General features: G+C 65.7%; 23 protein-coding genes and 1 pseudogene. 10 read left to right on the top strand and 14 right to left on the bottom strand.

Annotated features, from left to right (window positions below):
* Position 1: 1 nt before the first annotated feature.
* The 10 genes and pseudogenes from V3B46_RS07330 to V3B46_RS07285 all read right to left on the bottom strand — a co-directional run.
* A complete protein-coding gene (locus V3B46_RS07330; protein WP_154264802.1) occupies positions 2-772 on the bottom strand; it encodes a glycosyltransferase family 2 protein in 771 nt (256 codons plus the stop codon).
* Positions 762-2,447: an ApeI family dehydratase gene (locus V3B46_RS07325; RefSeq protein WP_329891534.1), complete on the bottom strand. Its 1,686-nt coding sequence runs from the start codon at positions 2,445-2,447 to the stop codon at positions 762-764. Before V3B46_RS07325 ends, V3B46_RS07330 begins: the two co-directional genes overlap by 11 nt.
* On the bottom strand, positions 2,440-2,991 hold the full coding sequence (locus V3B46_RS07320) for a COG4648 family protein (RefSeq protein WP_012512473.1): 552 nt from the start codon (positions 2,989-2,991) through the stop codon (positions 2,440-2,442). The genes V3B46_RS07325 and V3B46_RS07320 overlap by 8 nt, the downstream gene beginning before the upstream one ends.
* Before the next feature lie 22 nt (positions 2,992-3,013).
* Entirely contained in the window at positions 3,014-3,271 is a 258-nt protein-coding gene (locus tag V3B46_RS07315) for an acyl carrier protein (protein WP_006402206.1), read from the bottom strand.
* Positions 3,272-3,288: 17 nt separating this feature from the next.
* Positions 3,289-3,546, bottom strand: a complete 258-nt coding sequence (locus tag V3B46_RS07310; RefSeq protein ID WP_005411610.1) for a phosphopantetheine-binding protein — start codon at positions 3,544-3,546, stop codon at positions 3,289-3,291.
* Positions 3,533-4,330, bottom strand: coding sequence for a lysophospholipid acyltransferase family protein (locus V3B46_RS07305; RefSeq protein WP_329891533.1), 798 nt, complete (start codon positions 4,328-4,330; stop codon positions 3,533-3,535). Before V3B46_RS07305 ends, V3B46_RS07310 begins: the two co-directional genes overlap by 14 nt.
* Positions 4,323-5,066: a beta-ketoacyl synthase chain length factor gene (locus tag V3B46_RS07300; protein ID WP_329891532.1), complete on the bottom strand. Its 744-nt coding sequence runs from the start codon at positions 5,064-5,066 to the stop codon at positions 4,323-4,325. The genes V3B46_RS07305 and V3B46_RS07300 overlap by 8 nt, the downstream gene beginning before the upstream one ends.
* A gap of 217 nt (positions 5,067-5,283) precedes the next feature.
* The gene (gene cydB / locus V3B46_RS07295) at positions 5,284-6,297 is read right to left on the bottom strand and encodes a cytochrome d ubiquinol oxidase subunit II (RefSeq protein ID WP_154264805.1); all 1,014 of its coding nucleotides are present in this window, start codon (positions 6,295-6,297) and stop codon (positions 5,284-5,286) included.
* A gap of 1 nt (position 6,298) precedes the next feature.
* Complete coding sequence (locus V3B46_RS07290; protein ID WP_329891531.1) at positions 6,299-7,696, bottom strand: cytochrome ubiquinol oxidase subunit I; 1,398 nt, start codon at positions 7,694-7,696, stop codon at positions 6,299-6,301.
* Positions 7,697-8,543: 847 nt separating this feature from the next.
* Positions 8,544-8,807 (bottom strand): annotated as a pseudogene (locus V3B46_RS07285) (transposase); the annotation flags it as partial.
* 441 nt (positions 8,808-9,248) lie between these two features.
* Between V3B46_RS07285 and V3B46_RS07280 the strand changes: the two are divergent.
* Complete coding sequence (locus tag V3B46_RS07280; protein WP_329891530.1) at positions 9,249-10,160, top strand: type IV toxin-antitoxin system AbiEi family antitoxin domain-containing protein; 912 nt, start codon at positions 9,249-9,251, stop codon at positions 10,158-10,160.
* On the top strand, positions 10,153-11,064 hold the full coding sequence (locus tag V3B46_RS07275; protein WP_329891529.1) for a nucleotidyl transferase AbiEii/AbiGii toxin family protein: 912 nt from the start codon (positions 10,153-10,155) through the stop codon (positions 11,062-11,064). Before V3B46_RS07280 ends, V3B46_RS07275 begins: the two co-directional genes overlap by 8 nt.
* Before the next feature lie 108 nt (positions 11,065-11,172).
* Here V3B46_RS07275 and V3B46_RS07270 read toward each other — a convergent pair whose 3' ends face one another.
* On the bottom strand, positions 11,173-11,316 hold the full coding sequence (locus V3B46_RS07270) for a hypothetical protein (protein WP_329891528.1): 144 nt from the start codon (positions 11,314-11,316) through the stop codon (positions 11,173-11,175).
* A 195-nt stretch (positions 11,317-11,511) separates the two neighbouring features.
* Between V3B46_RS07270 and V3B46_RS07265 the strand changes: the two genes are divergently transcribed.
* The 6 genes from V3B46_RS07265 to hemF are packed head-to-tail and all read left to right on the top strand — an operon-like array spanning position 11,512 to position 18,647.
* Positions 11,512-13,881 carry a S9 family peptidase gene (locus tag V3B46_RS07265; RefSeq protein ID WP_329891527.1) on the top strand — a complete coding sequence of 790 codons (2,370 nt, stop codon included), beginning with the start codon at positions 11,512-11,514 and terminating at the stop codon, positions 13,879-13,881.
* Positions 13,878-14,297: an NUDIX hydrolase gene (locus tag V3B46_RS07260; RefSeq protein ID WP_154264812.1), complete on the top strand. Its 420-nt coding sequence runs from the start codon at positions 13,878-13,880 to the stop codon at positions 14,295-14,297. The genes V3B46_RS07265 and V3B46_RS07260 overlap by 4 nt, the downstream gene beginning before the upstream one ends.
* A 30-nt stretch (positions 14,298-14,327) precedes the next feature.
* The gene (locus V3B46_RS07255) at positions 14,328-14,888 is read left to right on the top strand and encodes a hypothetical protein (protein ID WP_154264813.1); all 561 of its coding nucleotides are present in this window, start codon (positions 14,328-14,330) and stop codon (positions 14,886-14,888) included.
* A 35-nt stretch (positions 14,889-14,923) separates the two neighbouring features.
* On the top strand, positions 14,924-16,042 hold the full coding sequence (locus tag V3B46_RS07250; RefSeq protein ID WP_329891526.1) for a hypothetical protein: 1,119 nt from the start codon (positions 14,924-14,926) through the stop codon (positions 16,040-16,042).
* 37 nt (positions 16,043-16,079) lie between these two features.
* Positions 16,080-17,696 carry a hypothetical protein gene (locus V3B46_RS07245; RefSeq protein WP_329891525.1) on the top strand — a complete coding sequence of 539 codons (1,617 nt, stop codon included), beginning with the start codon at positions 16,080-16,082 and terminating at the stop codon, positions 17,694-17,696.
* A 54-nt stretch (positions 17,697-17,750) separates the two neighbouring features.
* Entirely contained in the window at positions 17,751-18,647 is an 897-nt protein-coding gene (gene hemF, locus V3B46_RS07240) for an oxygen-dependent coproporphyrinogen oxidase (RefSeq protein ID WP_094002267.1), read from the top strand.
* An 83-nt stretch (positions 18,648-18,730) separates the two neighbouring features.
* On the opposite strand, the gene V3B46_RS07235 is transcribed toward hemF, so the two are convergent.
* Both V3B46_RS07235 and polA read right to left on the bottom strand, forming a co-directional pair.
* Positions 18,731-19,210 carry a DUF421 domain-containing protein gene (locus V3B46_RS07235; RefSeq protein WP_100474748.1) on the bottom strand — a complete coding sequence of 160 codons (480 nt, stop codon included), beginning with the start codon at positions 19,208-19,210 and terminating at the stop codon, positions 18,731-18,733.
* Positions 19,211-19,580: 370 nt separating this feature from the next.
* Positions 19,581-22,355 (bottom strand): DNA polymerase I, encoded by a 2,775-nt coding sequence (gene polA / locus V3B46_RS07230; protein WP_329891524.1) that lies wholly within the window; start codon positions 22,353-22,355, stop codon positions 19,581-19,583.
* A 98-nt stretch (positions 22,356-22,453) separates the two neighbouring features.
* On the opposite strand from polA, the gene V3B46_RS07225 reads away from it, so the two are divergent.
* Positions 22,454-22,738, top strand: a complete 285-nt coding sequence (locus tag V3B46_RS07225; protein WP_005411628.1) for a DUF2782 domain-containing protein — start codon at positions 22,454-22,456, stop codon at positions 22,736-22,738.
* Between the two features lie 137 nt (positions 22,739-22,875).
* Here the strand turns inward: V3B46_RS07225 and V3B46_RS07220 are convergent, their stop codons facing one another.
* A complete protein-coding gene (locus tag V3B46_RS07220; RefSeq protein ID WP_005411629.1) occupies positions 22,876-23,322 on the bottom strand; it encodes a universal stress protein in 447 nt (148 codons plus the stop codon).
* Between the two features lie 183 nt (positions 23,323-23,505).
* Between V3B46_RS07220 and V3B46_RS07215 the strand changes: the two genes are divergently transcribed.
* Positions 23,506-23,652, top strand: a complete 147-nt coding sequence (locus V3B46_RS07215; RefSeq protein WP_195763231.1) for a hypothetical protein — start codon at positions 23,506-23,508, stop codon at positions 23,650-23,652.
* The last annotated feature ends 76 nt before the right edge of the window (positions 23,653-23,728 follow it).

The raw sequence follows: 23,728 nt of genomic DNA, 5'->3' as shown, positions 1-23,728 counted from the left end.
CTCAGCGCTGCCCCCGCAGGCGGCACCACAGCAGGCGCGGTGCGCGCCAGAGCATGCCGAAGAACAGGCGGGTGTGCATGCGGCTGATGCGCACGTTGTCGCGCCACACATCGAAGTGCGACACGCCATCGGCTGGATAGGTCACGCGCGTGGCCAGGTGCTCGACCGGCAGCTGCCGCCAGTACAGGCGCACCATCACCTCGGTATCGAAATCCATGCGTCGGCCGATGGTCTCTTCGCCGATCAGGCGCAGCACCGGCGGCAGCGGATACACGCGGAAGCCGCACATCGTGTCGCGCAGGTGTAGCGACAGCGTGTTGATCCAGACCCAGATGTGGGTCGCGTAGCGGCCATACAGGCGCGCCTTGGGAACGCTGGCGTCGTAGGCCGGAATGCCACAGATCACCGCCTCGGGATGGGCGCGCGCCACTTCGATGAAGCGTGGCAGGTCAGCGGTATCGTGCTGGCCGTCGGCATCGATCTGCAGCACGTGACTGTAGCCACGCGCGTCGGCTTCGGCGAAGCCGGCCAGCATCGCCCCGCCCTTGCCCTGGTTGATGTCCAGGCGCAGCAGGTCGACGCCATGGCGCTGTGCCAGCGAACGCAGTGCTGCCGCGCACGCCTCATGCGAGCCATCGTCGACCAGCAGGCACGGCAGGCCGGCGGCCTGCACGCCGTCGACCACCGCCGCGATGGCATGCTCGTGGTCGTAGACGGGAATCACCACCAGTGGCGCGAACGCGGCACCGGCAACGGCCGGATCAGTCCGCATCGGCGAAGACCACCTTGCCGCTGGCATGCACACAGTGGCTGGAGGTGTAACGGAAGGCCAGCACGCTGCGTGTGGCATCCCAATCCAGCTGCAGGGTCAGCTCATCACCCGGGCGGGCCACGTGCTGGAACTTCACCGCATCCATGCGCAGGAACGCTGCCGGTATGGCGAACACCTGGCGGCCAAAACGCACCGCCCAGTCCAGCTGCGCCACGCCGGGCAGGATCGCCGCCTGCGGGAAGTGGCCCTGGAACGGCCGCAGCGCCGGGTCCAGGGTCATCCGCAGCGTGGCGCTGGCCGCATCGCGGTGATCCCAGACCGGCACCGGCATCAGCGGCTGGAACAGCGCTGCCAGTGCCGCCTGGGTGATCTTGCCCTGTGCATTGATCGGCAGCGCCGGCACCAGCCGCCAGCGACGCGGCCGGGTGACCGCGTCATGAGCCTGTGCCAGGCGTGTGCCAAGGCGCTGGCCCAGCGCGCGGCGCGCGGCCTCACCGCCTTCCAGCAGCGTCGGGTCGGCCGGCACCACCACCGCGGCCAGCTGCTCGCGCTGCCCGGGCAGCACCAATACGCGCACATCGTCCACTTCGGCGTCTTCGCGCAGCGCACGTTCCAGTGCATCCAGCGAGACGCGGCGCTCTTCGATCTTGACGATGCGGTCGGCGCGGCCCAGCAGGCGAAAGCGGCCATCGGCCAATGCTTCAACGCGGTCCTGGGTACGCCACCAATCCGGGGTTTCCAGATGTGCGGAGGCCACCGCCAGGCAGCCCTCCTCGATGCGCCACTGCACGCCGGGCAGCGGCTGCCACGGCGGCAGGTCGGTGTCCCAGCGGCGCCAGGCGATGCCGCCGGTCTCGCTGCTGCCATAGACCTCGGTCGGTGCCACGCCGAGCCACTGCCGCACCTGGCGTGCAGCTTCTTCCGGCAGCGGGCCACCGGAGGAGAATACCGCGCGCAGGCGGCCATGCAGGCTGGCCCAGTCGAGCTGCCCGGGCAGGCGCTTGAGGTGGGCCGGGGTCGCGACCAGCACCGTATCGGTACCGGCCAGCGCACCCACCAGATCTTCGTGGAAGAACCGGCGTGGATGGATCAGGCGGCCGGCGGCCAGCGGCCAAAGCACTCGGAACAGCAGGCCATAGATGTGCTGGTGCGACACCGTGCCATGCACCTGCACGTCTTCCAGCTGCGTGCCGAACGCAGCCTGCAGTGCGTCCACCTCGCGCGTCAGCTGGTCCATGCGCTTGTTGATCGCACTGGGCTGTCCGGTGCTGCCGGAGGTGAACACGCACAGCTCGCAGGCGCGCTCGTCCAGCGCCTGAAGACCCTCGTCCGATGCGGCGTCCAGCGCCGCCAGCGGACGGTAATCGGCGGACACGTCGCCTGCGAAACCACTCACCTGCGGCTGCAGCGCCTGCAGCGTGGCCGGCAGGTTGTCGGCAGCCAGGAACACCCGCTTGCCGGCATGCCAGGCACCGAACAACGCAGCGGCAAAGGCCACCGCATCATCGAAATACAGGGCCCAGTCACGGCCTTCGGTCGCCGCAAACGCGGCGCGCCAGGCCAGTACGCGCTGGCGGAAGCGGGCGTGGTCGATCACCTCGCCATCGCAGACGCCAACGCTTCGATGCGGCCGCGCCTCCAGCAGCAGACGGTCCAGGGCAATCCACTCAGCCATGCGCGTGCGCCGCCTTCACCCGCCGCCGCACCAGCCACTCACCTGCGAACAACACGCCCATCATCACGTACGCCAACAATCCGTTGTAAAGCATCCAGACCCGGTCCGACGCGTACAGCGCGGTCAGCAGGGCCAGGCTGCCGTTGAGAACGAAGAAGCCGCACCACACCTGGGTGACGCGGCGGGTATAGGCCACCGCGAACGGGGGCAGGTCCGGTTCCTGCAGCCGTGCCAGGCGTTCCACCAGCGGCGGGCCGAAACGCAGGCTGGTGCCGAACACCGCCAGCATCACTGCGTTGACCAGTGCCGGGTACAGCTTCAGCGGCAGGGCCTGGTTGAGCACGGTGGCCAGCACCGCCAGCAGGCCGGTGCCGGCGGCCGCGGCCCACCACAGCGGCTGGCGCGTACTCAGCGCGCGCAGCAGGGCCAGGGTGAACAGCAGCAGCGACAACCAGCGTGGCTCGAAGCGGCCCATCGCCAGGTACACCAGTACCGGGTAGGCCAGCGAGATCGCAGCCACCACGACCGTGCGTGCGCGTGCCATGGTGGAGCCGCCGGCGCTGCGGTCAGGCGGCTGCCTGGTCCGGCAGCAGCCTGTGCACCACATCGACGATGTCCTGCACGGTACGCACGGCCTTGAACGCTTCCGGCTGCAGGTTGCGGCCGAGCAGCGGCTTGAGCTGCACGATCAGGTCCACCGCATCGATGCTGTCGATGTCCAGGTCGTCGTACAGGCGGGCCTCCGGGGTGATCCGGGCGGTTTCGATCTCGAAGCTGTCGGTCAGGATGCTGACGATGCGTTCGAACAGTTCATTCTTGGTCATGGCAGGTCCTGGCACCGTTACGACTGGCGGGCGGCGACGAACTCGCCGAGCGCGCGCACGCTGGAGAAATGGCGACGGGTTTCTTCCGAATCGGCCGAGAGGCTCACACCGTACTTCTTCTGCAGCGCCAGGCCCAGCTCCAGCGCGTCGATCGAATCCAGGCCAAGGCCCTCGACGAACAGTGGGGCGGTCGGATCGATGTCCTCCGGCGTGATGTCCTCCAGCGAAAGGGAGGAAATGATCAATTCCTTGATCTCGTGCTCAAGTGCTTGCACGGTTCGGATCTCCAGACAGGTCGAAATAACGAGAAAGGTGCTCGGTGACGCGACGGGCTGCCAAGGCATCCCCCCTTGGCGAGTCGTCTTCGGCCAGAAATGGCGCGATCGGGATATCTTCGCCGATCTGCAGCCGAACGTGAAAGCGACGTGAGGGGACACGATACCACTTCTGCCCCTTGGTCAGCGTTGGCGGGCTGCAGGTGATCCGCACCGGGGTGACGTCCAGGCGGCCCCGTACGGCGATGTTGGCGGCCCCGCGCTGCAGCCGTGGTTGCTGCCCGGGCACGCTGCGGGTGCCCTCCGGGAAGATCACCAGGGTGCCGCCGGCATGCACCGCGGCCACGCAGTCATCGACCAGGCCGGCGCCGTCGTCATTGGAGATGTAGCCGGCGGCCCGTACCGGACCGCGCATGAACGGGTTGCAGGCCACGGCCCGCTTGACCACGCAGTCGGCGTTGGGCAGCAGCGAAATCAGGCAGACCACGTCGATCAGGGTCGGGTGGTTGGCCAGCACCAGCAGGCCGTCGCGCTGCAGGCGTTCACCGCCCTCGATCTCGTAGGTCATCACCCCCAGCCCGCGCATCAGCCGCAGATGGCTGGCGAAGGCAGCCTGGACCACGCGGCGGGCCCGGCGGCGGCGAACCACCGGGTCGCGCATCAGCAGCAGCACCGGCATCACCAGCACGCCCAGCAGCAGGCCGCCCAGGCCAAATGCGACAAAGCTCAGGCCGGTGCCAAACACCCGCCAGGCGTGGTCGAGGCGGCGCAGCAGCTCAGCCACGGCGGCTCCAGCGCCAGCGCTGGCCGTGGGCCACGTGTTCCAGCGCCGGCGCGCCGGACAACATGAACCGGTGCAGGTCCAGCGCATGCGGCAGCAGGCCGGGCGCAGTGCCGGCCTGGGCGTCAGCCGGCTGCCACTGCAACGACAGCGTCGGCCGGCCCTCTGCCGGGGCGGTCAGGCGCCAGCACCAGGCAAAGAACGGGTCGGGTTCGTCGGCGAACGTCGCGTAAATTTCCGGAAGTGGCGACTCATAGACCACCATCCGCACCTCGCGGGCACCGTCGGCCAGCAGGCCGACGGCCTCCAGACAAGCCGTCTCCACCGTGGCCTGGCCCGCCGCCAGCGCCAGGTAGTTGCCGCGGTGGCCGCGGGCGATGGAATACAGCGCGGCGATCGCGTTGTGCACGGACAGGCCGAATCCGGTCGGCGACAACGGCTGGTCGCCGGCCAGCGCGCCCAGCAGGTCCATCGAACGGGCCACGTCGCCGTGGCGGCTGGCGAACACCAGCGGCACGTCACTGTCGGCGCCCTGCCCGTCCTCGCACCAGCACGCGGCCTGGATCGCCATCCGGCCCAGCCGCTCGATGCGGCGGCGCTGCATCGCCGGCACTTCGGCCAGCGCCGGCGTGTCGGCGCCGTGCGGCAGGTACGGCGCATCGGCCCAGCCCAGCCACTGGCTACGCTCACTCAGGCCGGGCGCCCAGGCGGCCCAGTCGACGATGGAGAATTCGATCATTTAGCGATGGTGCTTCAACGGGAGAACGATAGGCACGAGCCATTACGGCGACGCGCGGCGGCCCCCCGTTCCTGCAGCCGTGCGTCCGTCCAGGACGTCGCCGGCTGCCCCCCTGGCCGCCGGAAAGGAGCGCACGCTAGCACGTCCCGCACAGGGTGTGCAGGTTTCACATTCCCCAACACGGGGCCCGGCACCGGCAGGCCCCGTGTTCAATCGATCAGTGGTAACCGGTGTCGGCGTGCACCTTGCCGCGGAATACCCGGTAGGACCACGCCGTATAGCCGAGGATGACCGGCAGCAATATGACCAGCCCGACCAGCGTGAAGCCCAGCGACGACGCCGGCGCGGCGGCCTGCCACAGAGTCATCGACGGTGGCAGCAGATAAGGCCACATGCCAAGCACCAGGCCGAGGAAGCCGAGCACGAACAGGGCCAGGCTGAGCAGGAACGGCGGCAGGTCACGGCGCGGGTGCGTGGCACTGCGCCACAGCGCGGCGGCCACCGCCAGGGTCAGCAGCGGCACCGGCGACAGCCACCAGAAGTTGCCGTCGCTGAACCAGCGATCCATCAACCGCGAATCGAGGAACGGTAGCCAGCTGCTCACAAGGCCCATCGCCGCGATCACCGCCACCACCAGTGGCCGGGTCATCTGCCGCGCCAGCGCCTGCACGCGCCCCTCGGTCTTCAGGATCAGCCAGGTGCTGCCCAGCAGCGCATAGCCGGCCACCAGCGCGGCACCGGTCAGCATCGCGAACGGGCTGAACCAGGCAGACGCACCGCCCTGGTAGACACCGTCCACCAGCGGAATGCCCTGCACCAGGGTGCCGAGGATCACGCCCTGGGCAAACGTGGCCAGCAGCGAACCGAGGCCGAACGCCACGCTCCACAGCCGACGAGATCGATGCGCCTTGAAGCGGAACTCGAAGGCTACGCCGCGGAACACCAACGCCACCACCAGCAGCAACACCGGCAGGTACAGCGCCGACAGCAGCACCGCATACGCCTTCGGGAAGGCCGCCAGCAGGCCGGCGCCACCGAGCACCAGCCAGGTCTCGTTGCCGTCCCAGATCGGCGCGGCGGTGTTCATCATCAGGTCCAGCTGTTCCTCGTCCTCGGCGAACGGGGCAAGGATGCCGATGCCGAGCACGAAGCCGTCCAGCACCACGTACATCAGCACGCCGAAGCCGATCACCGCGAACCACGCCACCGGCAGCCAGGTCATCAGGTCCATGTCAGCGCTCCTCCAGCGGTTCATCGGCGGCCGACAACGGACGCGCCGGGGTATGGCTGCCATGGTCCAGCGACGGCCCCTCGTCATACGGCTGCGGTCCATGGCGCAGGATCTTCACCAGGTACCAGATGCCCCAGCCGAACACGAAGGCATAGCCAACCACATAGACGCCCAGCGACAACGCCGTCATCCACGCACTCTGCGGTCCGAGCGCATCAGCGGTGCGCAGCACGCCATATACCACCCACGGCTGGCGCCCCATCTCGGTGACGAACCAACCCGACAGCAGTGCGATGAAACCGCTGGGCAGCATCCAGTTCCAGCCGCGCAGCAGCCACGGCGAATCCAGCAGCTTCTTTCGCCAAAGCTGGAAGGCCGAGACCCAGGCCAACAACAGCATCAACGTACCCAGCCCGACCATGATGCGGAAGGCGAAGAAAACCGGCGTCACCGGCGGCCGCTCGCTGGCCGGCACCGAGGTGAGCGGATCGAAGGTGCCGTCCAGGCTGTGGGTGAGGATTACGCTGCCCAGCTTCGGAATCGCCACTTCGAAGTCGTTGCGCTCTTCCTTCTCGTTCGGCAGCGCGAACACCACCAGCGGCACGCCCTCGCCTCCCTGGGTTTCATGCCAGTGCGCTTCCATCGCCGCGATCTTCATCGGCTGATGCTTGAGCGTGTTCAGGCCATGCATGTCGCCGACGAAGATCTGTACCGGCACCGTCAGCGCCGCGAACGCCACCGCCGCGATCAGCATGCGCCGTCCGGCCTCGACGTGCGTGCCCTTGCGCAGGTACCACGCGCCCACGCCACCGATCACGAAACAGGTGGTGATGAACGAGCCCAGCGCCATGTGCGCCAGGCGATAGGGGAACGAGGGGTTGAACACCACCTGCCACCAGTCCACCGGATGCACGATGCCGTTGACCATCTCGTAGCCGGCCGGGGTATGCAGCCAGCTGTTGGACGACAGGATCCAGAACGTGGAGAACAGCGTGCCCAGCGCCACCATGCAGGTAGACAGGAAATGCAGGCGCGGCGAGACCCGGCCCCAGCCGAACATCATCACGCCAAGGAAGCTGGCTTCCAGGAAGAACGCGGTCAGCACTTCATAGGTCAGCAGCGGCCCGATGACCGTGCCGGCCACCTCGCTCAGCCGCGGCCAGTTGGTGCCGAACTGGAATGCCATGACGATGCCGCTGACCACGCCCATGCCGAACGACACGGCGAAGATCTTCTGCCAGAAGAAATACAGCTCGCGCCACACGGGCAACTTCGTGCGTAGCCACCGCCATTCGATGAAGGCCAGCCAGCTGGCCGTACCGATGGTGAAGGCGGGGAACAGTACGTGGAAACTGATGACGAATCCGAACTGGATCCGGGACAACAACAACGCGTCCAAGGGACGCCTCCTGCCTGTGACCGGTGGGATACCGGACCACTTTAGGAGGAATTGGTTAAGGCGGGATGCGACCAGGTGACGCGCTGCTTCACTTTGTCGCAGGGTGGCGTGAAGGCCGCAGGGCATCCCCCGGCGCTACCGATTGACCGCTCTGGTAGCCGCCAATCTTGGTTGGCACACACCCGGGCGCCGACCAGGGTCGGCACCTACCCATAGCGATTGGAGCGGCCCATCACCCGGCGGGTGCCTCAGTGCCAGAAATACCAGGCCGCTGCAGCTAGCAGCGCGCCAAACAACAGCACCTGCACCACGACGTACAGCACGCCACCCTCGCGCGTTTCCGCGCTCAGTCACCGCTGCAGTGCGTCGCTCACATCCGGCACCGGCGCCTACTGGTCCTACTCAAGATGCGCCGGCACCAAAATATGGGAAGTGCATTACAATGAACGTCCTAAGGACGTTCATTGTAATGCACTGTTCAATTGCAACGCAAGAATTCGACCGGAAGACCGTAAGTGTCTGTTTTATTAACGTTAAAAACCTCAGCCCGTGCGCATGCTCGCTGGGTTGACGTACAATTTACACATACGATACAATCTACGTCCTTAGGACGTAGATTGTATCGTATGATCTAATTTATCGAGGCATCGGGAGATGTCCGCGACCAAGGTCGCGTCCAAACGAGCTCGCTTACACTTGGACTGCCAGGTGGCCAAGCGCGCTGAACCCGCCTTGCACTCAGTCCAGTAGCAACAGTGTGGCCGGAGGGCCCCAGGCCCTTCTGACAGTCGCGCACGGTAATGTCGATCGTTGGCCGGCAGCCACTGATGGCGTCCGAGTGCGCCCGTTAAGCGTGGATCGGTCCGCTTTCAGTGTCGTGTACGCGAGCATTAAGGATCGCCAAGACCTCCCGCATCACTGCCACGGCAGCCACTTCACTCTCTTTGCCGCGGACCATCAGTGACTGATAGAAGCCCTCCCCCAACGGGACTGATGCCCCATGACTGACGTCGCCGCCATGTAAAGCACTTGACGGATCTCCGCTCTACCGCGCTGGATGCTTCACTCGCATCGCGCCGCTGTCGCGGGATATGGGGGCCACCCCGACTAGGCCACAGGACGATCGTCGAGATCCCGGCTCGCACGACCGCCCACGCCAACTCTCGACGTCTACCCCCGCCAGATTCCGATCAGATAAGACCTTGGCGCAAGGCCCAGGTACGCCTGACTTGACTGACGCTGCGGTCGAGCGGTACCGGGAATGCTGAGGGCTCACTTCGCATCGCGACAACACCATCAAGAAGCGCTCAACTCAAAAAATAGAAAGTGTATTACACTTAGCGTCCTTAGGACGCTAAGTGTAATACACTATTCAACTCAATACAAGATTTCAACCAGAGGGCATAAGTGTTTGTTTTATTAATGTTAAAAATCTCAGCCGATGCGCTTGTTCGCCGGGTTGCTCTAAATTTCTCACATGCGCTACAATCTACGTCCTAAGGACGTAGATTGTAGCGCATGATCGTATTTGTCGACGCGTGAGGAGGTGCCCGTGACTAAGGTCGTGTCTAAACGAATTCGCTGGCGAGATGCCTTGGTTGCCCAGGTGCTGAGTGAACGCCAGCCACCCGTTGTCAGCAGCTATTGGCTGGCTCTCAAGGTTTTTCAACTAACTCAGTTGTCCCACTTCGATGGGCGTCCGCTTCAGATGCCGGAGCGAGGGCCTGATCAGCGCATGTTTACAGAGGCCCGAAATGCACTGATCAGCCGAGGGGTGCTCCACCAAAGCAAGGGGCTGCATCCCTCTCTTTACAGGACATCCAATGAGCCCCAGGACGCCGCTGAGCTCATGTGCGCAATCGATCCGTTCGGCTATGTCGCTTACCTAAGCGCCATGGCTTATCACGGATTAACCAACCGCCTACCTAAGGTACTGTACTTCGTAAGCCCCAATCCACACCTCTGGAAGGATCTTGCTCAAGAGCGCATGCGTAAAGACCTAGGCTCGCTCTATGGGGATTTCGTGTTCACGCGCCTACCAAGGTTGCGGCACTTCAACATTGAGAAGATCGATGGCGTGGTGATAGAGGAAATCAGAACCAAGGAGCGTCGAGGTTGGCGATCGGCCAATGACGGCGCATTGCGCGTTACCGGAATAGGCAACACATTCCTCGATATGCTGCAGCGTGCTGATATTTGTGGCGGGATGAGGCATGTGATCGACGTGTTCGAAGAGCATGCCAGATTGCACCTTTCTTCCATTGTCACGGCCGTAAACACGCATGGGTCTGTCATTGACAAGATGCGTGCTGGTTACATCTTGGAGACCCATTGCGGCATCGATAGCCCTGAGGTTGATGCGTGGGCCGCTCTTGCGAGCCGTGGCGGGTCACGAAAGCTTGATCCTCAGGGTGAGTACTCGTCTGAATTTTCATCAAAATGGTGCATATCCATAAATGTCTAGCCTTCTAGAGAACATCCCTACCTGGGTTGCGAACGCGCCGGCTGCCGAAAGAAACTTCCGAAAAGCAGTACACGTTGTTCTGCACGCCATCGCTACCGATAGGCGACTTAGCCAGCTTCTGTGTCTGAAGGGTGGAATTCTGATGGCGCTTCACTACCGAAGTGAGCGCTATACGACAGACATCGACTTCTCAACCAAAGATCCGTTCTCGGTTAGTGCGGAAGAAGAGACCAAAGCGTTGTTGGAAACACGATTGGCGTCTGCGTCCGAAGACTTGGGGTATGACATTGATTGCCGGCTGCAACGCTGGGACGTTCAGCCCGGCAGAGACAAGACATACGTCTCGATCTTCATGAAGGTTGGATACGCGGTGCGAGGTTCACGTGCGCATCCCAGGCTGATACGAGGTGAATCGGCAGAGACCGTTAGCATTGACTACAACTACTTGGAGTCCATACCCCAGATTGAGGAAGTAAGCATCGGCTCGGATGGGGTGCTTAGAGTCTACGCACTTCCCACGCTGGTGGCCGAGAAGATCAGATCTCTGATTCAGCAGCCCATTCGAAAGCGGAACAGGCGACAAGATGTCTATGATCTTCGCCACCTCCTATTGGAACGCCCAGAGCTATACGGCGATGAATGTAGGCGAATTGTCGTCGAAGACATCATCATTAAATGTGCTGACCGGGATGTTCCTGTAGGCCCAACATCGCTTAATCAAAAGGATGTGCATGATATGGCCCTCAAGGAATACAACTTTCTTCAGGATGAAATTTCAGGGGAGCTTCCTGAATTCGAAGAGGCCTATGAGCTCGTCAGGTCGTACTTCAGCAGTCTTCCTTGGCCTTTGCCGTCTGACAATGCGAATGCGGATTCCGGGATCCCAGCCGATCTCTCTATCTAGCCGCCTTGAAATTAGGCCTGCAGGCTCTGGTAAAGGGCCCGCACACGTTTGACCTGGCTGGCACTGCATCCGGCCAGTCGTACATGCTTTCTGCCGGCACGCATGTTCTTACTGGTCACCATTCTTGTCATCTCCGGAAAGCGCGGACAACGGCGGCAGCCCCATCGACGCCAGGAACATGGAAGTCCCTTTGATCGTGATGTTCTGGATGGTCATGTTGTGGGTGTAGCGAAACTCGGACAGGCGCTTCAAGTCGTCATCGGTCAGATGCCGAACGGCTGGCGCCCAACATGGGCACCGCCCTGACCAGTCCCTTGCGCACCCATCATGCGCCACGCGATGCCCTGCCGGGCCTTTGCCCATGCGGATTGCATGACCTGTGGCCCCTGCCCCGGGTCCTTGCGGCTGCTACCCTTGCCCGGTTTCCTCTTCTGGTGCCGTCCGCCCATGTCCCGAGTGCTGCCCCTGTCCCTCCTGCTGTCGGCCGTGCTGGCCGCACCGGCCGCGCATGCCGCGCCGACGCCGCTCACCATCGAACAGGCCATGGCCGACCCGGACTGGATCGGCCCGCCGGTCGAGAAGGCCTGGTGGTCGTGGAACAGCCAGCAGGTGGAGTACCAGCTCAAGCGCAACGGCAGCCCGGTGCGCGATACCTTCCGCCAGCCGGTGGCCGGTGGCGTGGCCGCGCAGGTGGCCGATGACCAGCGCGGCACCCTGGACGTGGCCGAGCCGGTCTACGACCACAGCCGCAGCCGCAGCGCCTTCGTGCGCAATGGCGACGTGTTCGTGCGCGACCTGCGCAGCGGCGCGCTGACCCAGCTGACCCGCAGCAACGAGCGCGCGGGCAACGTGAACTTCGCCGCCGACAATGGCGTGATCTGGCGCGTCGGCCAGAACTGGTTCCACTGGACCGCTGCCAGCGGTGTGCAGCAGGTGGCCGGCCTGAAGGCCGAGAAGGATCCGCGCACGCCGCCCAAGGCCGACGTGCTGCGCGACCAGCAGCTGCGCACGCTGGAAACCCTGCGCCGCGACCGCGACCAGCGCGAAGCATTGAAGGACCAGGACCAGCGCTGGCGCCAGGCCGACCCGACCCGCGCGCCGGGCCCGGTGTACCTGGGCACCGACGTAGAGATCGCCGACAGCGTGCTGTCGCCGGACCTGACCCACCTGATCGTGGTGACCAAGCCGAAGGACTTCGATGACGGCCGCGGCGGCAAGATGCCGCTGTACGTGACCGAGTCGGGCTACGAGGAAACCGAAGACACCCGCACCCGCGTCGGCCGTAACGGCTTCGAGCCGCACACCCTGTGGTACGTGGACGTGCGCACCGGCAAGGCCGAGAAGGTCTCGCTGTCCAGCCTGCCCGGCATCGCCACCGACCCGCTGGCCGAGCTGCGCCGCAAGGCCGGCAAGGACGCGCTGAAGGGCGAGCGCAGCGTGCAGGTGATGAGCGACTTCATGGGCGGTGGCATCCGCTGGAGCCCCGATGGCCAGCAGGCCGCGGTGATGCTGCGTGCCAACGACAACAAGGACCGCTGGATCATCAGCGTCAACGCTGCCGATGGCCGCGTGCAGAACCGTCATCGCTTGACCGACAACGGCTGGATCAACTGGGGCTTCAACGATTTCGGCTGGATGGCCGATGGCCGCACGCTGTGGCTGCTGTCGGAGGAATCGGGCTTCTCGCACCTGTACACCCAGGCCGGCACCGCCAAGCCGCAGGCGCTGACCAGCGGCAAGTGGGAAACCTCGGCGCCGGTGCCGTCGGCCGATGGCAAGGGCTTCTACTTCCTGTGCAACCAGCAGGCGCCGCATGACTACGAAGTCTGCGCGGTTGACAGCGGCAGCCGTCAGGTGCGCGAGCTGACCAGCCTCAATGGCGTGGAAGACTTCTCGCTGTCGCCGGACGGCCAGCAGCTGCTGGTGCGCTATTCCGGTGCCTACCTGCCGCCGCAGCTGGCCGTGCTGCCGAGCACTGGTGGCCAGGCACGCGTGCTGACCGACACCCGCACCGCCGACTACAAGGCGCGCCAGTGGATCCAGCCGAAGCTGGTGGCAGTGCCGTCCAAGCATGGCGCCGGCGTGGTCTGGGCCAAGTACTACGAACCGGAAAACAAGGAACCGGGGAAGAAGTACCCGATCGTGATGTTCGTGCACGGCGCCGGCTACCTGCAGAACGTGCACCAGCGCTACCCGGCCTACTTCCGCGAGCAGATGTTCCACAACCTGCTGGTGCAGAAGGGCTACATCGTGCTGGACATGGATTACCGCGGCAGCGAAGGCTACGGCCGCGACTGGCGTACGGCGATCTACCGCAACATGGGCCATCCGGAACTGGAAGACTACAAGGACGGCCTGGACTGGCTGGTCGACACCCAGCAGGGTGACCGCGACCACGCCGGCATCTACGGCGGTTCCTACGGCGGCTTCATGACCTTCATGGCGCTGTTCCGCTCGCCGGGCACGTTCAAGGCCGGCGCCGCGCTGCGCCCGGTGGTCGACTGGCACCAGTACAACCACGGCTATACCAGCAACATCCTCAACACCCCGGACATCGATCCGGAGGCGTACCGCGTGTCCTCGCCGATCGAGTACGCGCAGAACCTGCAGGACAACCTGCTGATCGCCCACGGCATGATGGATGACAACGTGTTCTTCCAGGACTCGGTGAACCTGACCCAGCGCCTGATCGAACTGCACAAGGACAACTGGTCGATCGCACCGTACCCGCTGGAGCGCCACGGCTACGTCCGCGCCGATTCCTGGCTGGACCAGTACAAGCGCATCCTCAAGCTGTTCGAGCAGAACCTGAAGTGAGCAACGCCGCGGCCACGATCCATATCGTGGCCGCGGTCATCCTGGATGACCGCGGCCGGGCGCTGGTGGTGCGCAAACACGGCGCCAGCCGCTTCATCCAGCCGGGCGGAAAGCCTGAACCCGGCGAAGCACCGCTGCAGGCGCTGGCGCGTGAACTGAATGAGGAACTCGGCGTGCAGCTGTGCGCCGAGACCGCCGTCGCGCTGGGCACCTTTGAAGACTGGGCGGTGAACGAACCCGGCCACCGCGTGCAGGCCCCGGCCTGGTGGGTGCAGGTGGACGGCATGCCACAGGCACGCGCGGAGATCGCCGAACTGGCCTGGGTGCCGCTGCAGCCGCCGCACGGCCTGCCCTTGGCACCGTTGAGCGAACACCATATCCTGCCGGCCGTCGCCACCCGGGTGACGGCCCGCTGATCGCGCGGGCATCGATTGCAAGGACACCGGATGTCAATGTCGATCCCGCCGATTCCTTCGCTGGTCCAACCGACCTATCACGCCTGGGTGCGCCCGATCGCACACGCCTCGTTCTGGCTGTCACTGCTGCTCACGGTCTACTTCGTGATGCAGGGACTGCTGCTGTGGCCGCTGCACAACCTTCCGATCTGGCACCTGGTTGAGAGGGAAGTACAACTCCAGCACCTGCACAGCCTGATCTGGCTTCTGGCGCATCCGGTGGCCGCGTCGATGATCGTCGCACTGCTGTGCCTTGCCTCGACACTGGCCAGCTGGGGACTGCTGCGCGAGCGCAGTTGGGGCCTGTGGAGCTTTGTGGCGATCCTGCTGATGAGTGCATTGACCAACTTTGCGCTCGCCGGGTGGCTGGACGTGTTCATGCGCGACGTCATCCCGTTTCTCTCCGACGACGCCGTCCTGCAGCAGGAACTCCATCTGAAACGCTGGTTGATCACGCTGACCATGGTGGCTATGTCGTTCGTACTCCTCGGCCTGCAGGGCTGGCTGGCCTGGCGCCTGCTGCGACCAGACATCCGCTCGCACTTCCACTGAGCCACACCCCTTTCCCGCACGACAAGGACCGTCGCATGCGCTTGCTGACCCTTCTCCCCGCGCTGCTGCTGTTCGCCGCGCTGCCTGCCGCCGCCGATGCGCTGCGCTGTGGCGAATACCGCAGCACCGACGGTGGCATGACGCTGATATTCACATCACTCAGCGCCGGCTACCGCCGCGACGACGGCAGCGAGCCGGAGCCGCTGTGGGTCGATCGCAGTGCGGCGCAGGCCCGACTGGTCATGCTCGACGATGGCGTGGCACTGCCGGTCCGGATCAGTGCCGATGGGCAGCGCATCGAAGACGACGTGGTGGTCTACACGCTGCGCCATTCCCGGGACTGCGCCAGCGAGCCCAGCGCGATTGCCGGCAACTGCCGCGCCGCCGGCAGCCACTGCGTTGCGCAGCTGCCCACGGCTTCGCCCGGCCAAGCCCAGCGCGCATGCGACGAAGGCGTTGGCGCAGGCTGCTCGGCGCTGCTGCGACAACTGCGGGATGGCAGCCCAGCAAAGGCCACCGACGACGTCGGTGCCACGGGCTTTGATCGCCCGCCTGCCTGCCGCGAACACACGCCCGGGCATGACCCGCAGGCCTGCGAGGCGCTGACCGCTGATGCATTGGCTGCTGCCATGCAGCGGGTGAATCAACGCCTGCTGCAGGAAGACGAAGACACGCTGGATTCGCCGCTTCCGGCCGCTGCACGCGATCAGCTGCAGCAGCGGTGCCTGCACCACCGCAGTGGTCGCTTCTGCGTGGACGTGGCCGCGCAGCAATTGAACGCGCTGGAACCTGCGTTGGCAGTGCAGGCCCTGCAGGTGGTCTGCGATGCGGGGCGCGTCAGCGCCTGCGGACGTACCGCGCCGCTGCGTGAACTCGGCGCCGACCTGCGCCTGGTGCCGTTGCAGCGGGTGCCGTGCGGCCGCTACCAGGCCGATGGTGGCGTGATCGACATGCTCGACTTCGGTGATGGCGCACATGCCCGCCTGCATGAAGGCGCCGTCCAGCTGCAGCAGAACGGCGAAACCCTTGTGCTGCGCCAGCTCGGCAACGGCGACCTGCTCGGCATGGACAACCAGACGGCCTACCAGCGTTACCAGCCCGTGCCCGGCACGGCACAATGCACGCCCCCGCGCGAGGGCAGTGGTTCGCCGTAGCGCCAGGAGCTATCCGTTCGATCGTCAAGGAGACGACATGCATTCACCCGCACCGCGCCGCCGCTGGCTGGCCTGGGCCTTGCTGCTGGCCGCGCCGACGGCCTTCGCACAGTCACCGCAATGCGGCCTGTTCAAGGCCGACGAAGGCAGCGCTACGCTGCGCATCAGTTCACCGAATCGCGGCGAACAGAAGCACTTCGGCAGTGCGCCGTCTCCGGTCGCGTTCCAGCAGATCGACGGAAAGCTGCAGCTGGTGAACCTGGAGTACGGCCTGCCCAGCACGCTGCAGGTGCGCGATCGTGGCCGCACGGTCGAGGTGGATGGCACGGTCTACCTCCTGCAGGCCCCCGCACAGTGCGCCGCAGCCGCCACGCCGGCTGATGGCAGCTGCCTGGCCGATGCGGCCGCGTGCCTGGACAACCGTCGCGAAGCGACCCCGACCGCGCTGGAAGCAGGGTGCCTGGAAGGCGTGCCCGGCATGTGCCTGCAACTGGCCGATCGTTGGCACGATGAGGCCAAACCCACGGTCGAGGCCGATCCCGCCCTGGCAAAGGCAGCGCTCGACGCCGCCCTGTCCGGCATCAAACTCCCCGCCGCCTGCAACAACGGCGGCTTCGAACAGGGAACCCCGGCGTGTGCCGCCGCGCTCGAGGCCGACCCGGCAGTGCAGGAGCAGCTGGTCAAGGCCGCGATGACGGCCGCCATGACCGAAGCCATGGTGACGATGACGGCGCCGACCGTGCCGGTGATCATTCCAGCTGAGCGGCGGCAACAGTTGTTGCGATTGTGCCGCGAGGTACCGCACGGCGGCTTCTGCACCCGCGTGGCTGAGCTGTCCTGGGACGCGGGAGATCCCCAGCAGGCGGTGCAGGCCCTGGCTGCAGCCTGCACACCGGGCAATGACACCGCCACCTGTGAGCGCCTGCCGGCGTTGCAGGCGGTGGGCGCATCGTTGCAACCGCAGGCGGCTACGGTCCTGCCCTGCGGCAACTACCGGTCCGACGGCGGCCTGATGGACACGCTTGATTTCGGTGACGCCGGCCTGGTCGGCGTCGGCTGGGGCAGCCATCTTCGCGCGCGTGTCGAAGCGGGCGACATCCGCATCCACCACGACCGGGGCGGCGACTTCGTGCTGCGCCCGCTGCCGGGCGGCCAGCTGCTGGGCCTGGATACCTGGACCCGGTTCCAGGTGTTCAGTCCCACCGGGGAGGGCCCGGCCCGGTGCAGTGCGCCGAAGCAGTTCAACGTGCTGCCACTGCCACAGGATTGCCCGCTGGCGCTGGCCAACGAGGACGGCGCCGAAGCCTGCTGCACGCAGGGCAAGCTGCAGGGCTGCAACATTCTCGGCAACCGCCTTGCGCTGTCCGGGAACTGGCTGCAGGCCGCCGAGCACTACACCACGGTCTGCCGCGCCGGCGTGCGCGAAGGGTGCGATAACCTGGTGACCGCGCAGGGCAACGGCGCGGAGCTGGACGCACGGGCAACCCTGGAGCAGCTGTGCAAGGCCGACCGTAGTGGCCTGCATGTGGCCTGCGACGTGCTCGGCACCCAGAACTGGGAGCTGATCACGCTGGGCGGTGCTCTGCAGAAGGCGGTTGACGAGGCAGCCGTGGACGACGCTCCGGCGCCGCGCAACTCCAACCGCAAGCGCTGAGCCGGCCAGGGCCTGTCCGCAGCTTCGGGCGGGCCCTGCGGTAAAGTACGCGCCATGAACGAATTCGAGCGCGTGCGCGCCTATCTCACCGACCTGCAGGACCGCATCTGTGCGGCGATCGAGGCCGTCGATGGCCAGGCCCGCTTCCAGGAAGACCTGTGGCAGCGTGCCGAGGGCGGCGGCGGGCGTACCCGCGTGCTGCGCGACGGTGCGGTGTTCGAGCAGGCCGGCATCGGCTTCTCCGACGTGGCCGGCAGCCGCCTGCCGCCATCGGCCTCGGCCAACCGTCCGGAACTGGCTGGCGCCTCCTGGCGTGCCACCGGCGTGTCGCTGGTGTTCCACCCGCTCAACCCCTACGTGCCGACCACCCATGCCAACGTGCGCTTCTTCCAGGCGCAGCGCGACGGCGAAGTGGTGGCCAGCTGGTTCGGCGGCGGCTTCGACCTGACCCCGTTCTATCCGTTCGACGAGGACGTGCAGCACTGGCACCGGGTCGCGCGCGACCTGTGCGCACCGTTCGGCGATGAGCGCTATGCCGCGCACAAGCGCTGGTGCGACGAATACTTCTTCCTGCGCCACCGCAATGAAACGCGCGGCGTCGGCGGCCTGTTCTTCGACGACCTGCACGGCGACTTCGAGCGCGATTTCGACTATCTGCGTGCGGTCGGCGATGGCTTCCTGGATGCCTACCTGCCGATCGTGCAGCAGCGCAAGGACACCGCCTACGGCGAGCGCGAACGCGAGTTCCAGCTGTACCGTCGCGGCCGCTACGTGGAATTCAACCTGGTCTACGACCGCGGCACGCTGTTTGGCCTGCAGAGCGGTGGCCGCAGCGAAAGCATCCTGATGAGCCTGCCGCCGCGGGTGCGTTGGGAGTACGGCTTCAGTCCGGAAGCGGGCAGCGCCGAGGCACGCCTGGCCGATTACCTGGTGCCGCGCGACTGGCTCTGATGGATGTCGTCGCGCTGGGCAAGGGCCTGGTGGGCACGCATAGGCGGTGAAGGGCGGCCGAGCCTGGGCCCGGCGCCACAAGATCAGGTGTGCTTCCGCGCGATGATCGTGATGTGCCCGGTCGTCTCCAGCAGCGCGACCTGCACGTCTTCGATCCGCAGCCCGCCCTGCTGGCGCAGCGCGGCGTCGAAATCGGCCGGGCTGATCAGTTCGCGGCGGAGAACACCGTCCAGCAGCCGGCCATCACGCGCGATCACGGTGGGCTCTCCTTCGATCATCCGCTCCATGCGGCGATTCCGGGTGGTCAGCCAGCCCACCCCGTAATTCAGCACGATCAGGGTGGCCGCCAGCAGCAGGCCTCCGCCCAGCGAGGTGTCCGTGCCCAGCAGCGCGTTCTGTACCGCGTTGCCCAGCAACACGATCAGCAGCACGTCGAAGGGCGTGATCTGTCCCAGAGCCCGCTTGCCACCGAGCCGGACCATGCCGAGCACCACGACATACACCACCACCGCGCGCAGGATGAACTCCCACCACGGCATGGCCAGTGCGAACAGGTCGGGCATTGTCTTCCCCTGCTGGACAGTGGCCCAGCCTAGCACTTGGGGTCAGATCCCTTTGCCCGGTGGGCAAAGGGATCTGACCCCATCGGAGATATTCCGGCGGCACAAATAAAAAGCCCCGCTGACCAGGGGGAGGTCAACGGGGCCGGGGAACGGGCACTTGGGGAGGAGTCCCCGTTCCGAGATCTGCTCCAGGGGATGGGAGAGATCCACAACAGGCATTGCGCCTGTCGAGAGTTATAGAAGCACTCCGAACACTAACGGTTCGTGAAGGGGCCCAATTTAATGAACCTCCATCAGGGCAACATTCATGATCGAGTCAGAAACCTCTGACGGATGAACGAATTCACGTCGTTTCCGGCCTGAAACACCCTCAGTGCGCTTCGTCCCAGTTGTTGCCGATGCCGGTATCGACCACCAGCGGCACCCGCAGTTTGGCCGCTTGCGACATGCGCTCGACTACCTGCAAACGTAACTCCTCGACGAAACTGCTTTCGGTTTCGAACACCAGTTCATCGTGCACCTGCAGGATCATGCGTGCCGGTGCGCCGCTGTCACGCAGCCACTGGTCCACATCCACCATCGCGCGCTTGATGATGTCGGCGGCGGTGCCCTGCATCGGCGCGTTGATCGCGGCGCGCTCGGCACCTGCGCGCAGGCCCTGGTTACGTGCATGAATGTCGTTCAGGTACAGGCGGCGGCCGAACAGGGTTTCCACGTAACCCTGGTCGCGGGCCTGCTGGCGCATCCGCTCCATGAAATCGCGCACGCCCGGGTACCGGCTGAAGTAAAGCGCCACGTAGTCCTGCGCCTGGCCACGGTCGATGCCCAGGTTTCGCGCCAGGCCGAAGGCGCTCATGCCGTACATCAGGCCGAAATTGATCGCCTTGGCCGCGCGGCGTTCGTTCGGGGTCACTTCCTCCAGCGTACGCCCGAACACCTCGGCGGCGGTGGCACGGTGCACGTCGGCGCCCTTCTCGAAGGCGCCCACCAAGCCCGGATCTTCCGACAGATGGGCCATGATCCGCAGCTCGATCTGCGAATAGTCGGCCGCCAGCAGCCGGAAGCCATCCGGCGCGATGAATGCGCGGCGGATACGGCGGCCATCCTCGGTGCGGATCGGGATGTTCTGCAGGTTCGGGTCCGACGAGGACAGGCGGCCGGTCGCAGCGCCGGACTGGTGGTAGCTGGTATGCACGCGGCCGGTGTCCGGGTTGACCATCTCCGGCAGCTTGTCGGTGTAGGTGCTGCGCAGCTTGGCCAGGCCCCGGTAATCCAGGATCACCCGCGGCAGCTCGTGCTGGTCGGCAATCGCCTCCAGTGCCTCTTCATTGGTGCTGGGCTGGCCCTTCGGGGTCTTCACCACCGCCGGCAGCTTCAGCTCGTCGAACAGCACCGCCTGCAGCTGCTTGGGCGAATCCAGGTTGAAGCTGCGCCCGGCCAGTTCGGTGGCCTTCTGCTGTGCGGCCAGCATGCGCGAGGACAGGTCCTGGCTCTGCCGGCGCAGCTCGTCGGTGTCGATCCGCACGCCGTTGGCTTCGATCGTGGTCAGCACCGGTACCAGTGGCATCTCGATGTCGCGATACACGCTGTCCAGTGCCGGCTCGGCCAGCAGCTGCGGCTGCAGCGCGTGGTGCAGGCGCAGGGTGATGTCGGCGTCCTCGGCCGCATAGCGGCTGGCTTCGTCGATGCCCACCTGCGAGAACGGAATCTGCTTGGCGCCCTTGCCGGCCACGTCCTCGAACTTGATGGTGTTGTAGCCCAGGTAACGCAGGGCCAGCGAATCCATGTCGTGGCGGGTGGCGGTGGAATTGAGCACGAAGCTCTCGAGCATGGTGTCGTCGTGGTAGCCCTGCACCTCCACACCGTGGCGGCGCAGCACGTGCAGGTCGTACTTGCTATGCTGGCCCAGCTTCTTCTTCGCCGGGTCCTGCAGCACCGGGCGCAGTGCATCCAGCACCTGCTGCATCGGCAGCTGGGCCGGCGCACCCGGGTAATCGTGGCCGACCGGAATGTAGGCGGCCTTGCCCGGCTCGACCGCCAGGCTGATGCCCACCAGGCGCGCACGCATCGCGTCCAGCGCATCGGTTTCGGTATCGAAACTGATCAGGTCCGCCTGCTGCAGGCGCTCGACCCAGGCCTGCAGCTGCTCGGCGGTCAACACGGTCTCGTATTCACCCGGCGCGGCCAGCGCCGGATCCAGCGTGCCGGCGGTCGGTGCCTCGGCGCTACCACGGGCGAACCCGGCGGCGGTGCCACGCAGGCTCGGCGTTGCTTCGCTGGCGGCCGTGGGCGCCGGCAGCGGTGCACCCAGCTCCTTCAGCGCTTGGGTGAAGCCGTAGCGCGCATACAGCTCGGTCAGCTCCGGCACGTCCTGCTCGCGCAGGGCCAGCGTGGTCGGGCTGGCGTCCAGCTCCACGTCGGTGCGGATGGTCACCAGCTCGCGGTTCAGCGGCAGGCGCTCCAGCGCGGCGCGCAGGTTCTCGCCGATCTTGCCCTTCATGGTCGGCGCGGCCGCCATCACCCCGTCCAGGTGCTGGTACTCGGCCAGCCACTTGGCGGCGGTCTTCGGGCCGCACTTCTCCACGCCGGGCACGTTGTCCACGGTGTCGCCCATCAGCGCCAGCAGGTCGATGATCTGGTCGGCGCGCACGCCGAACTTGTCCATCACCGCAGCATCGGAATCCATGCGGCTGCCGGTCATCGTGTTGACCAGTTCGATGCCCGGACGCACCAGCTGGGCGAAGTCCTTGTCACCAGTGGAAATGGTCACCTTCAGATCCTGCGCCAGGCCCTGCAGGGCCAGGGTGCCGATCACATCGTCGGCTTCCACGCCGGGGATGCGCAGGATGCTGATGCCCAGCGCTTCGACGATGCGGCACATCGGCTCGACCTGGCTGCGCAGTTCATCGGGCATGGGCGGGCGGTTGGCCTTGTACTGGTCGTACAGGTCGTCACGGAAGGTCTTGCCGGGCGCATCGACCACGAACGCGACGTAGGCCGGGCGTTCTTTCAGGGTCGAACGCAGCATGTTGACTACGCCGAACAGTGCGCCAGTGGGCTCACCCTGTGCATTGGACAGGGGCGGCAGCGCGTGGAACGCGCGGTACAGGTAACTGGACCCGTCGATCAGGACTAATCTGCTCATGGGCCGATTCTACGCGCCCGTGCCTGCACCGCGACGACACGGCACGCACCTGGCGATGGGGCATAATCAAGGCTCTTTCCAGGCAAAGGCCCCCGCCGATGAAGACCCTGATGCTGGCTTCCCTGCTCCTGCTCGCTGGCTGCGCCAGCATGGGTGGCGCGGGCGCTCCCCCGGTGGACGTCAAGGGCGCGGATGTGTCCAAGCGCACCATGGACAACGGCGATGTCATCGAGGAATACCGCGTGTCCGGCCAGCTGCGCATGGTCAAGGTGACCCCGTCGCGCGGTGCCCCGTTCTACATGTACGACAAGAACGGCGATGGCCGTTTCGACAACGACAAGGACGGCGTGTCGCCGGTGTACTGGAAGCTGTACAGCTGGTGATGTGGCCGGGGGGTTGGATCCCTGCGATCCAGTAAATCCACGCCATGCGTGGATGGGCCCCTGCCGGCCCCCACAGAAGATGACGCCGGCGCGCATCCTGCGGCCGGCGTCGGGTCCCCTCCCCGGGAACGCTTGTATCAGCGGATGACCAGCACCGGCAGCGTGCTGCGTGCCAGCACCTCGGCAGTCTGGCTGCCCAGCAGCACGCGGGTCACGCCACGGCGGCCATGCGAGGTCATCACGATCAGGTCGCTGTTGCGCTCGCCCGCCGTCTCGATGATGCCGTCGGCGGCGTAGCGGTCCAGCACGTGCACCGGGTTGGCGGTAATGCCCTGCTCGGCGGCCTTGGCCAGCGCCGGCTGCAACACCTTCTGCGCGCCTTCCTCGCGGTCGGCCTTGTATTCAGGGCTGTTCATGTAGCCCACGCTCCAGCCCATGGCGTCGTACATGCCGACGGCCCACGGCTCGGAAACGGTCACGATATCGACCTCGGCATTGAGGTCCTTGGCCAGCTCCAGGCCCTTGGCCAGGCCCTTGTCGGCCAGCTCGGATCCGTCGGTGGCAATCAGGATGCGCTTGTACATGGTGGGGCTCCGTGGCGGTCTGCCAGATGGGAACAACACCATTGCACACCGGATGTGCAGGGCGCGCCTTGAGCAGGATCAATCCGGCGCCGCGCAGCGGCGTGCGCGCACCGCCGGCTTGCGTACCCGGACACTGCAGCGCAAGCTGGGTGGGCGGCGGCACGCCGCCTCGGGAGAACCCGCATGCAGGACAGCAAGCCCACGCCACGAAGCACCCTCAGAATCATCCTGTGGAGCCTCATCGCCGCCTTCGTGCTGTTCTGCGGCGGCTATTACCTGGGCAAGGATCTGGCGCTGCGTGACAACGCCAGGCAGTCAGCCGGCCGATAACCTGCTGCCGTAGAGTCGAGCTTGCTCGACTGCCTTTTGTGAGCAGAAGCAGTCGAGCAAGCTCGACTCTACAGCG

The organism is Stenotrophomonas sp. SMYL11, assembly GCF_036320005.1.
In the GTDB taxonomy this organism is placed as follows: domain Bacteria; phylum Pseudomonadota; class Gammaproteobacteria; order Xanthomonadales; family Xanthomonadaceae; genus Stenotrophomonas; species Stenotrophomonas maltophilia_A.
Note: the sequence above shows the minus strand (reverse complement) of the source record. Positions and strands in the feature narration are given on the sequence as shown.

Excerpts from the sequence above, each read along its gene's own strand:
- cydB (WP_154264805.1), bottom strand. The coding sequence starts at position 6,297 with ATGGACCTGATGACCTGGCTGCCGGTGGCGTGGTTCGCGGTGATCGGC.
- hemF (WP_094002267.1), top strand. The coding sequence starts at position 17,751 with ATGAACGAATTCGAGCGCGTGCGCGCCTATCTCACCGACCTGCAGGAC.
- V3B46_RS07330 (WP_154264802.1), bottom strand. The coding sequence starts at position 772 with ATGCGGACTGATCCGGCCGTTGCCGGTGCCGCGTTCGCGCCACTGGTG.
- V3B46_RS07235 (WP_100474748.1), bottom strand. The coding sequence starts at position 19,210 with ATGCCCGACCTGTTCGCACTGGCCATGCCGTGGTGGGAGTTCATCCTG.
- polA (WP_329891524.1), bottom strand. The coding sequence starts at position 22,355 with ATGAGCAGATTAGTCCTGATCGACGGGTCCAGTTACCTGTACCGCGCG.
- V3B46_RS07255 (WP_154264813.1), top strand. The coding sequence starts at position 14,328 with ATGTCAATGTCGATCCCGCCGATTCCTTCGCTGGTCCAACCGACCTAT.
- V3B46_RS07300 (WP_329891532.1), bottom strand. The coding sequence starts at position 5,066 with ATGATCGAATTCTCCATCGTCGACTGGGCCGCCTGGGCGCCCGGCCTG.
- V3B46_RS07245 (WP_329891525.1), top strand. The coding sequence starts at position 16,080 with ATGCATTCACCCGCACCGCGCCGCCGCTGGCTGGCCTGGGCCTTGCTG.
- V3B46_RS07325 (WP_329891534.1), bottom strand. The coding sequence starts at position 2,447 with ATGGCTGAGTGGATTGCCCTGGACCGTCTGCTGCTGGAGGCGCGGCCG.
- V3B46_RS07220 (WP_005411629.1), bottom strand. The coding sequence starts at position 23,322 with ATGTACAAGCGCATCCTGATTGCCACCGACGGATCCGAGCTGGCCGAC.
- V3B46_RS07275 (WP_329891529.1), top strand. The coding sequence starts at position 10,153 with ATGTCTAGCCTTCTAGAGAACATCCCTACCTGGGTTGCGAACGCGCCG.
- V3B46_RS07250 (WP_329891526.1), top strand. The coding sequence starts at position 14,924 with ATGCGCTTGCTGACCCTTCTCCCCGCGCTGCTGCTGTTCGCCGCGCTG.
- V3B46_RS07225 (WP_005411628.1), top strand. The coding sequence starts at position 22,454 with ATGAAGACCCTGATGCTGGCTTCCCTGCTCCTGCTCGCTGGCTGCGCC.
- V3B46_RS07320 (WP_012512473.1), bottom strand. The coding sequence starts at position 2,991 with ATGGCACGCGCACGCACGGTCGTGGTGGCTGCGATCTCGCTGGCCTAC.
- V3B46_RS07265 (WP_329891527.1), top strand. The coding sequence starts at position 11,512 with ATGTCCCGAGTGCTGCCCCTGTCCCTCCTGCTGTCGGCCGTGCTGGCC.
- V3B46_RS07315 (WP_006402206.1), bottom strand. The coding sequence starts at position 3,271 with ATGACCAAGAATGAACTGTTCGAACGCATCGTCAGCATCCTGACCGAC.
- V3B46_RS07215 (WP_195763231.1), top strand. The coding sequence starts at position 23,506 with ATGCAGGACAGCAAGCCCACGCCACGAAGCACCCTCAGAATCATCCTG.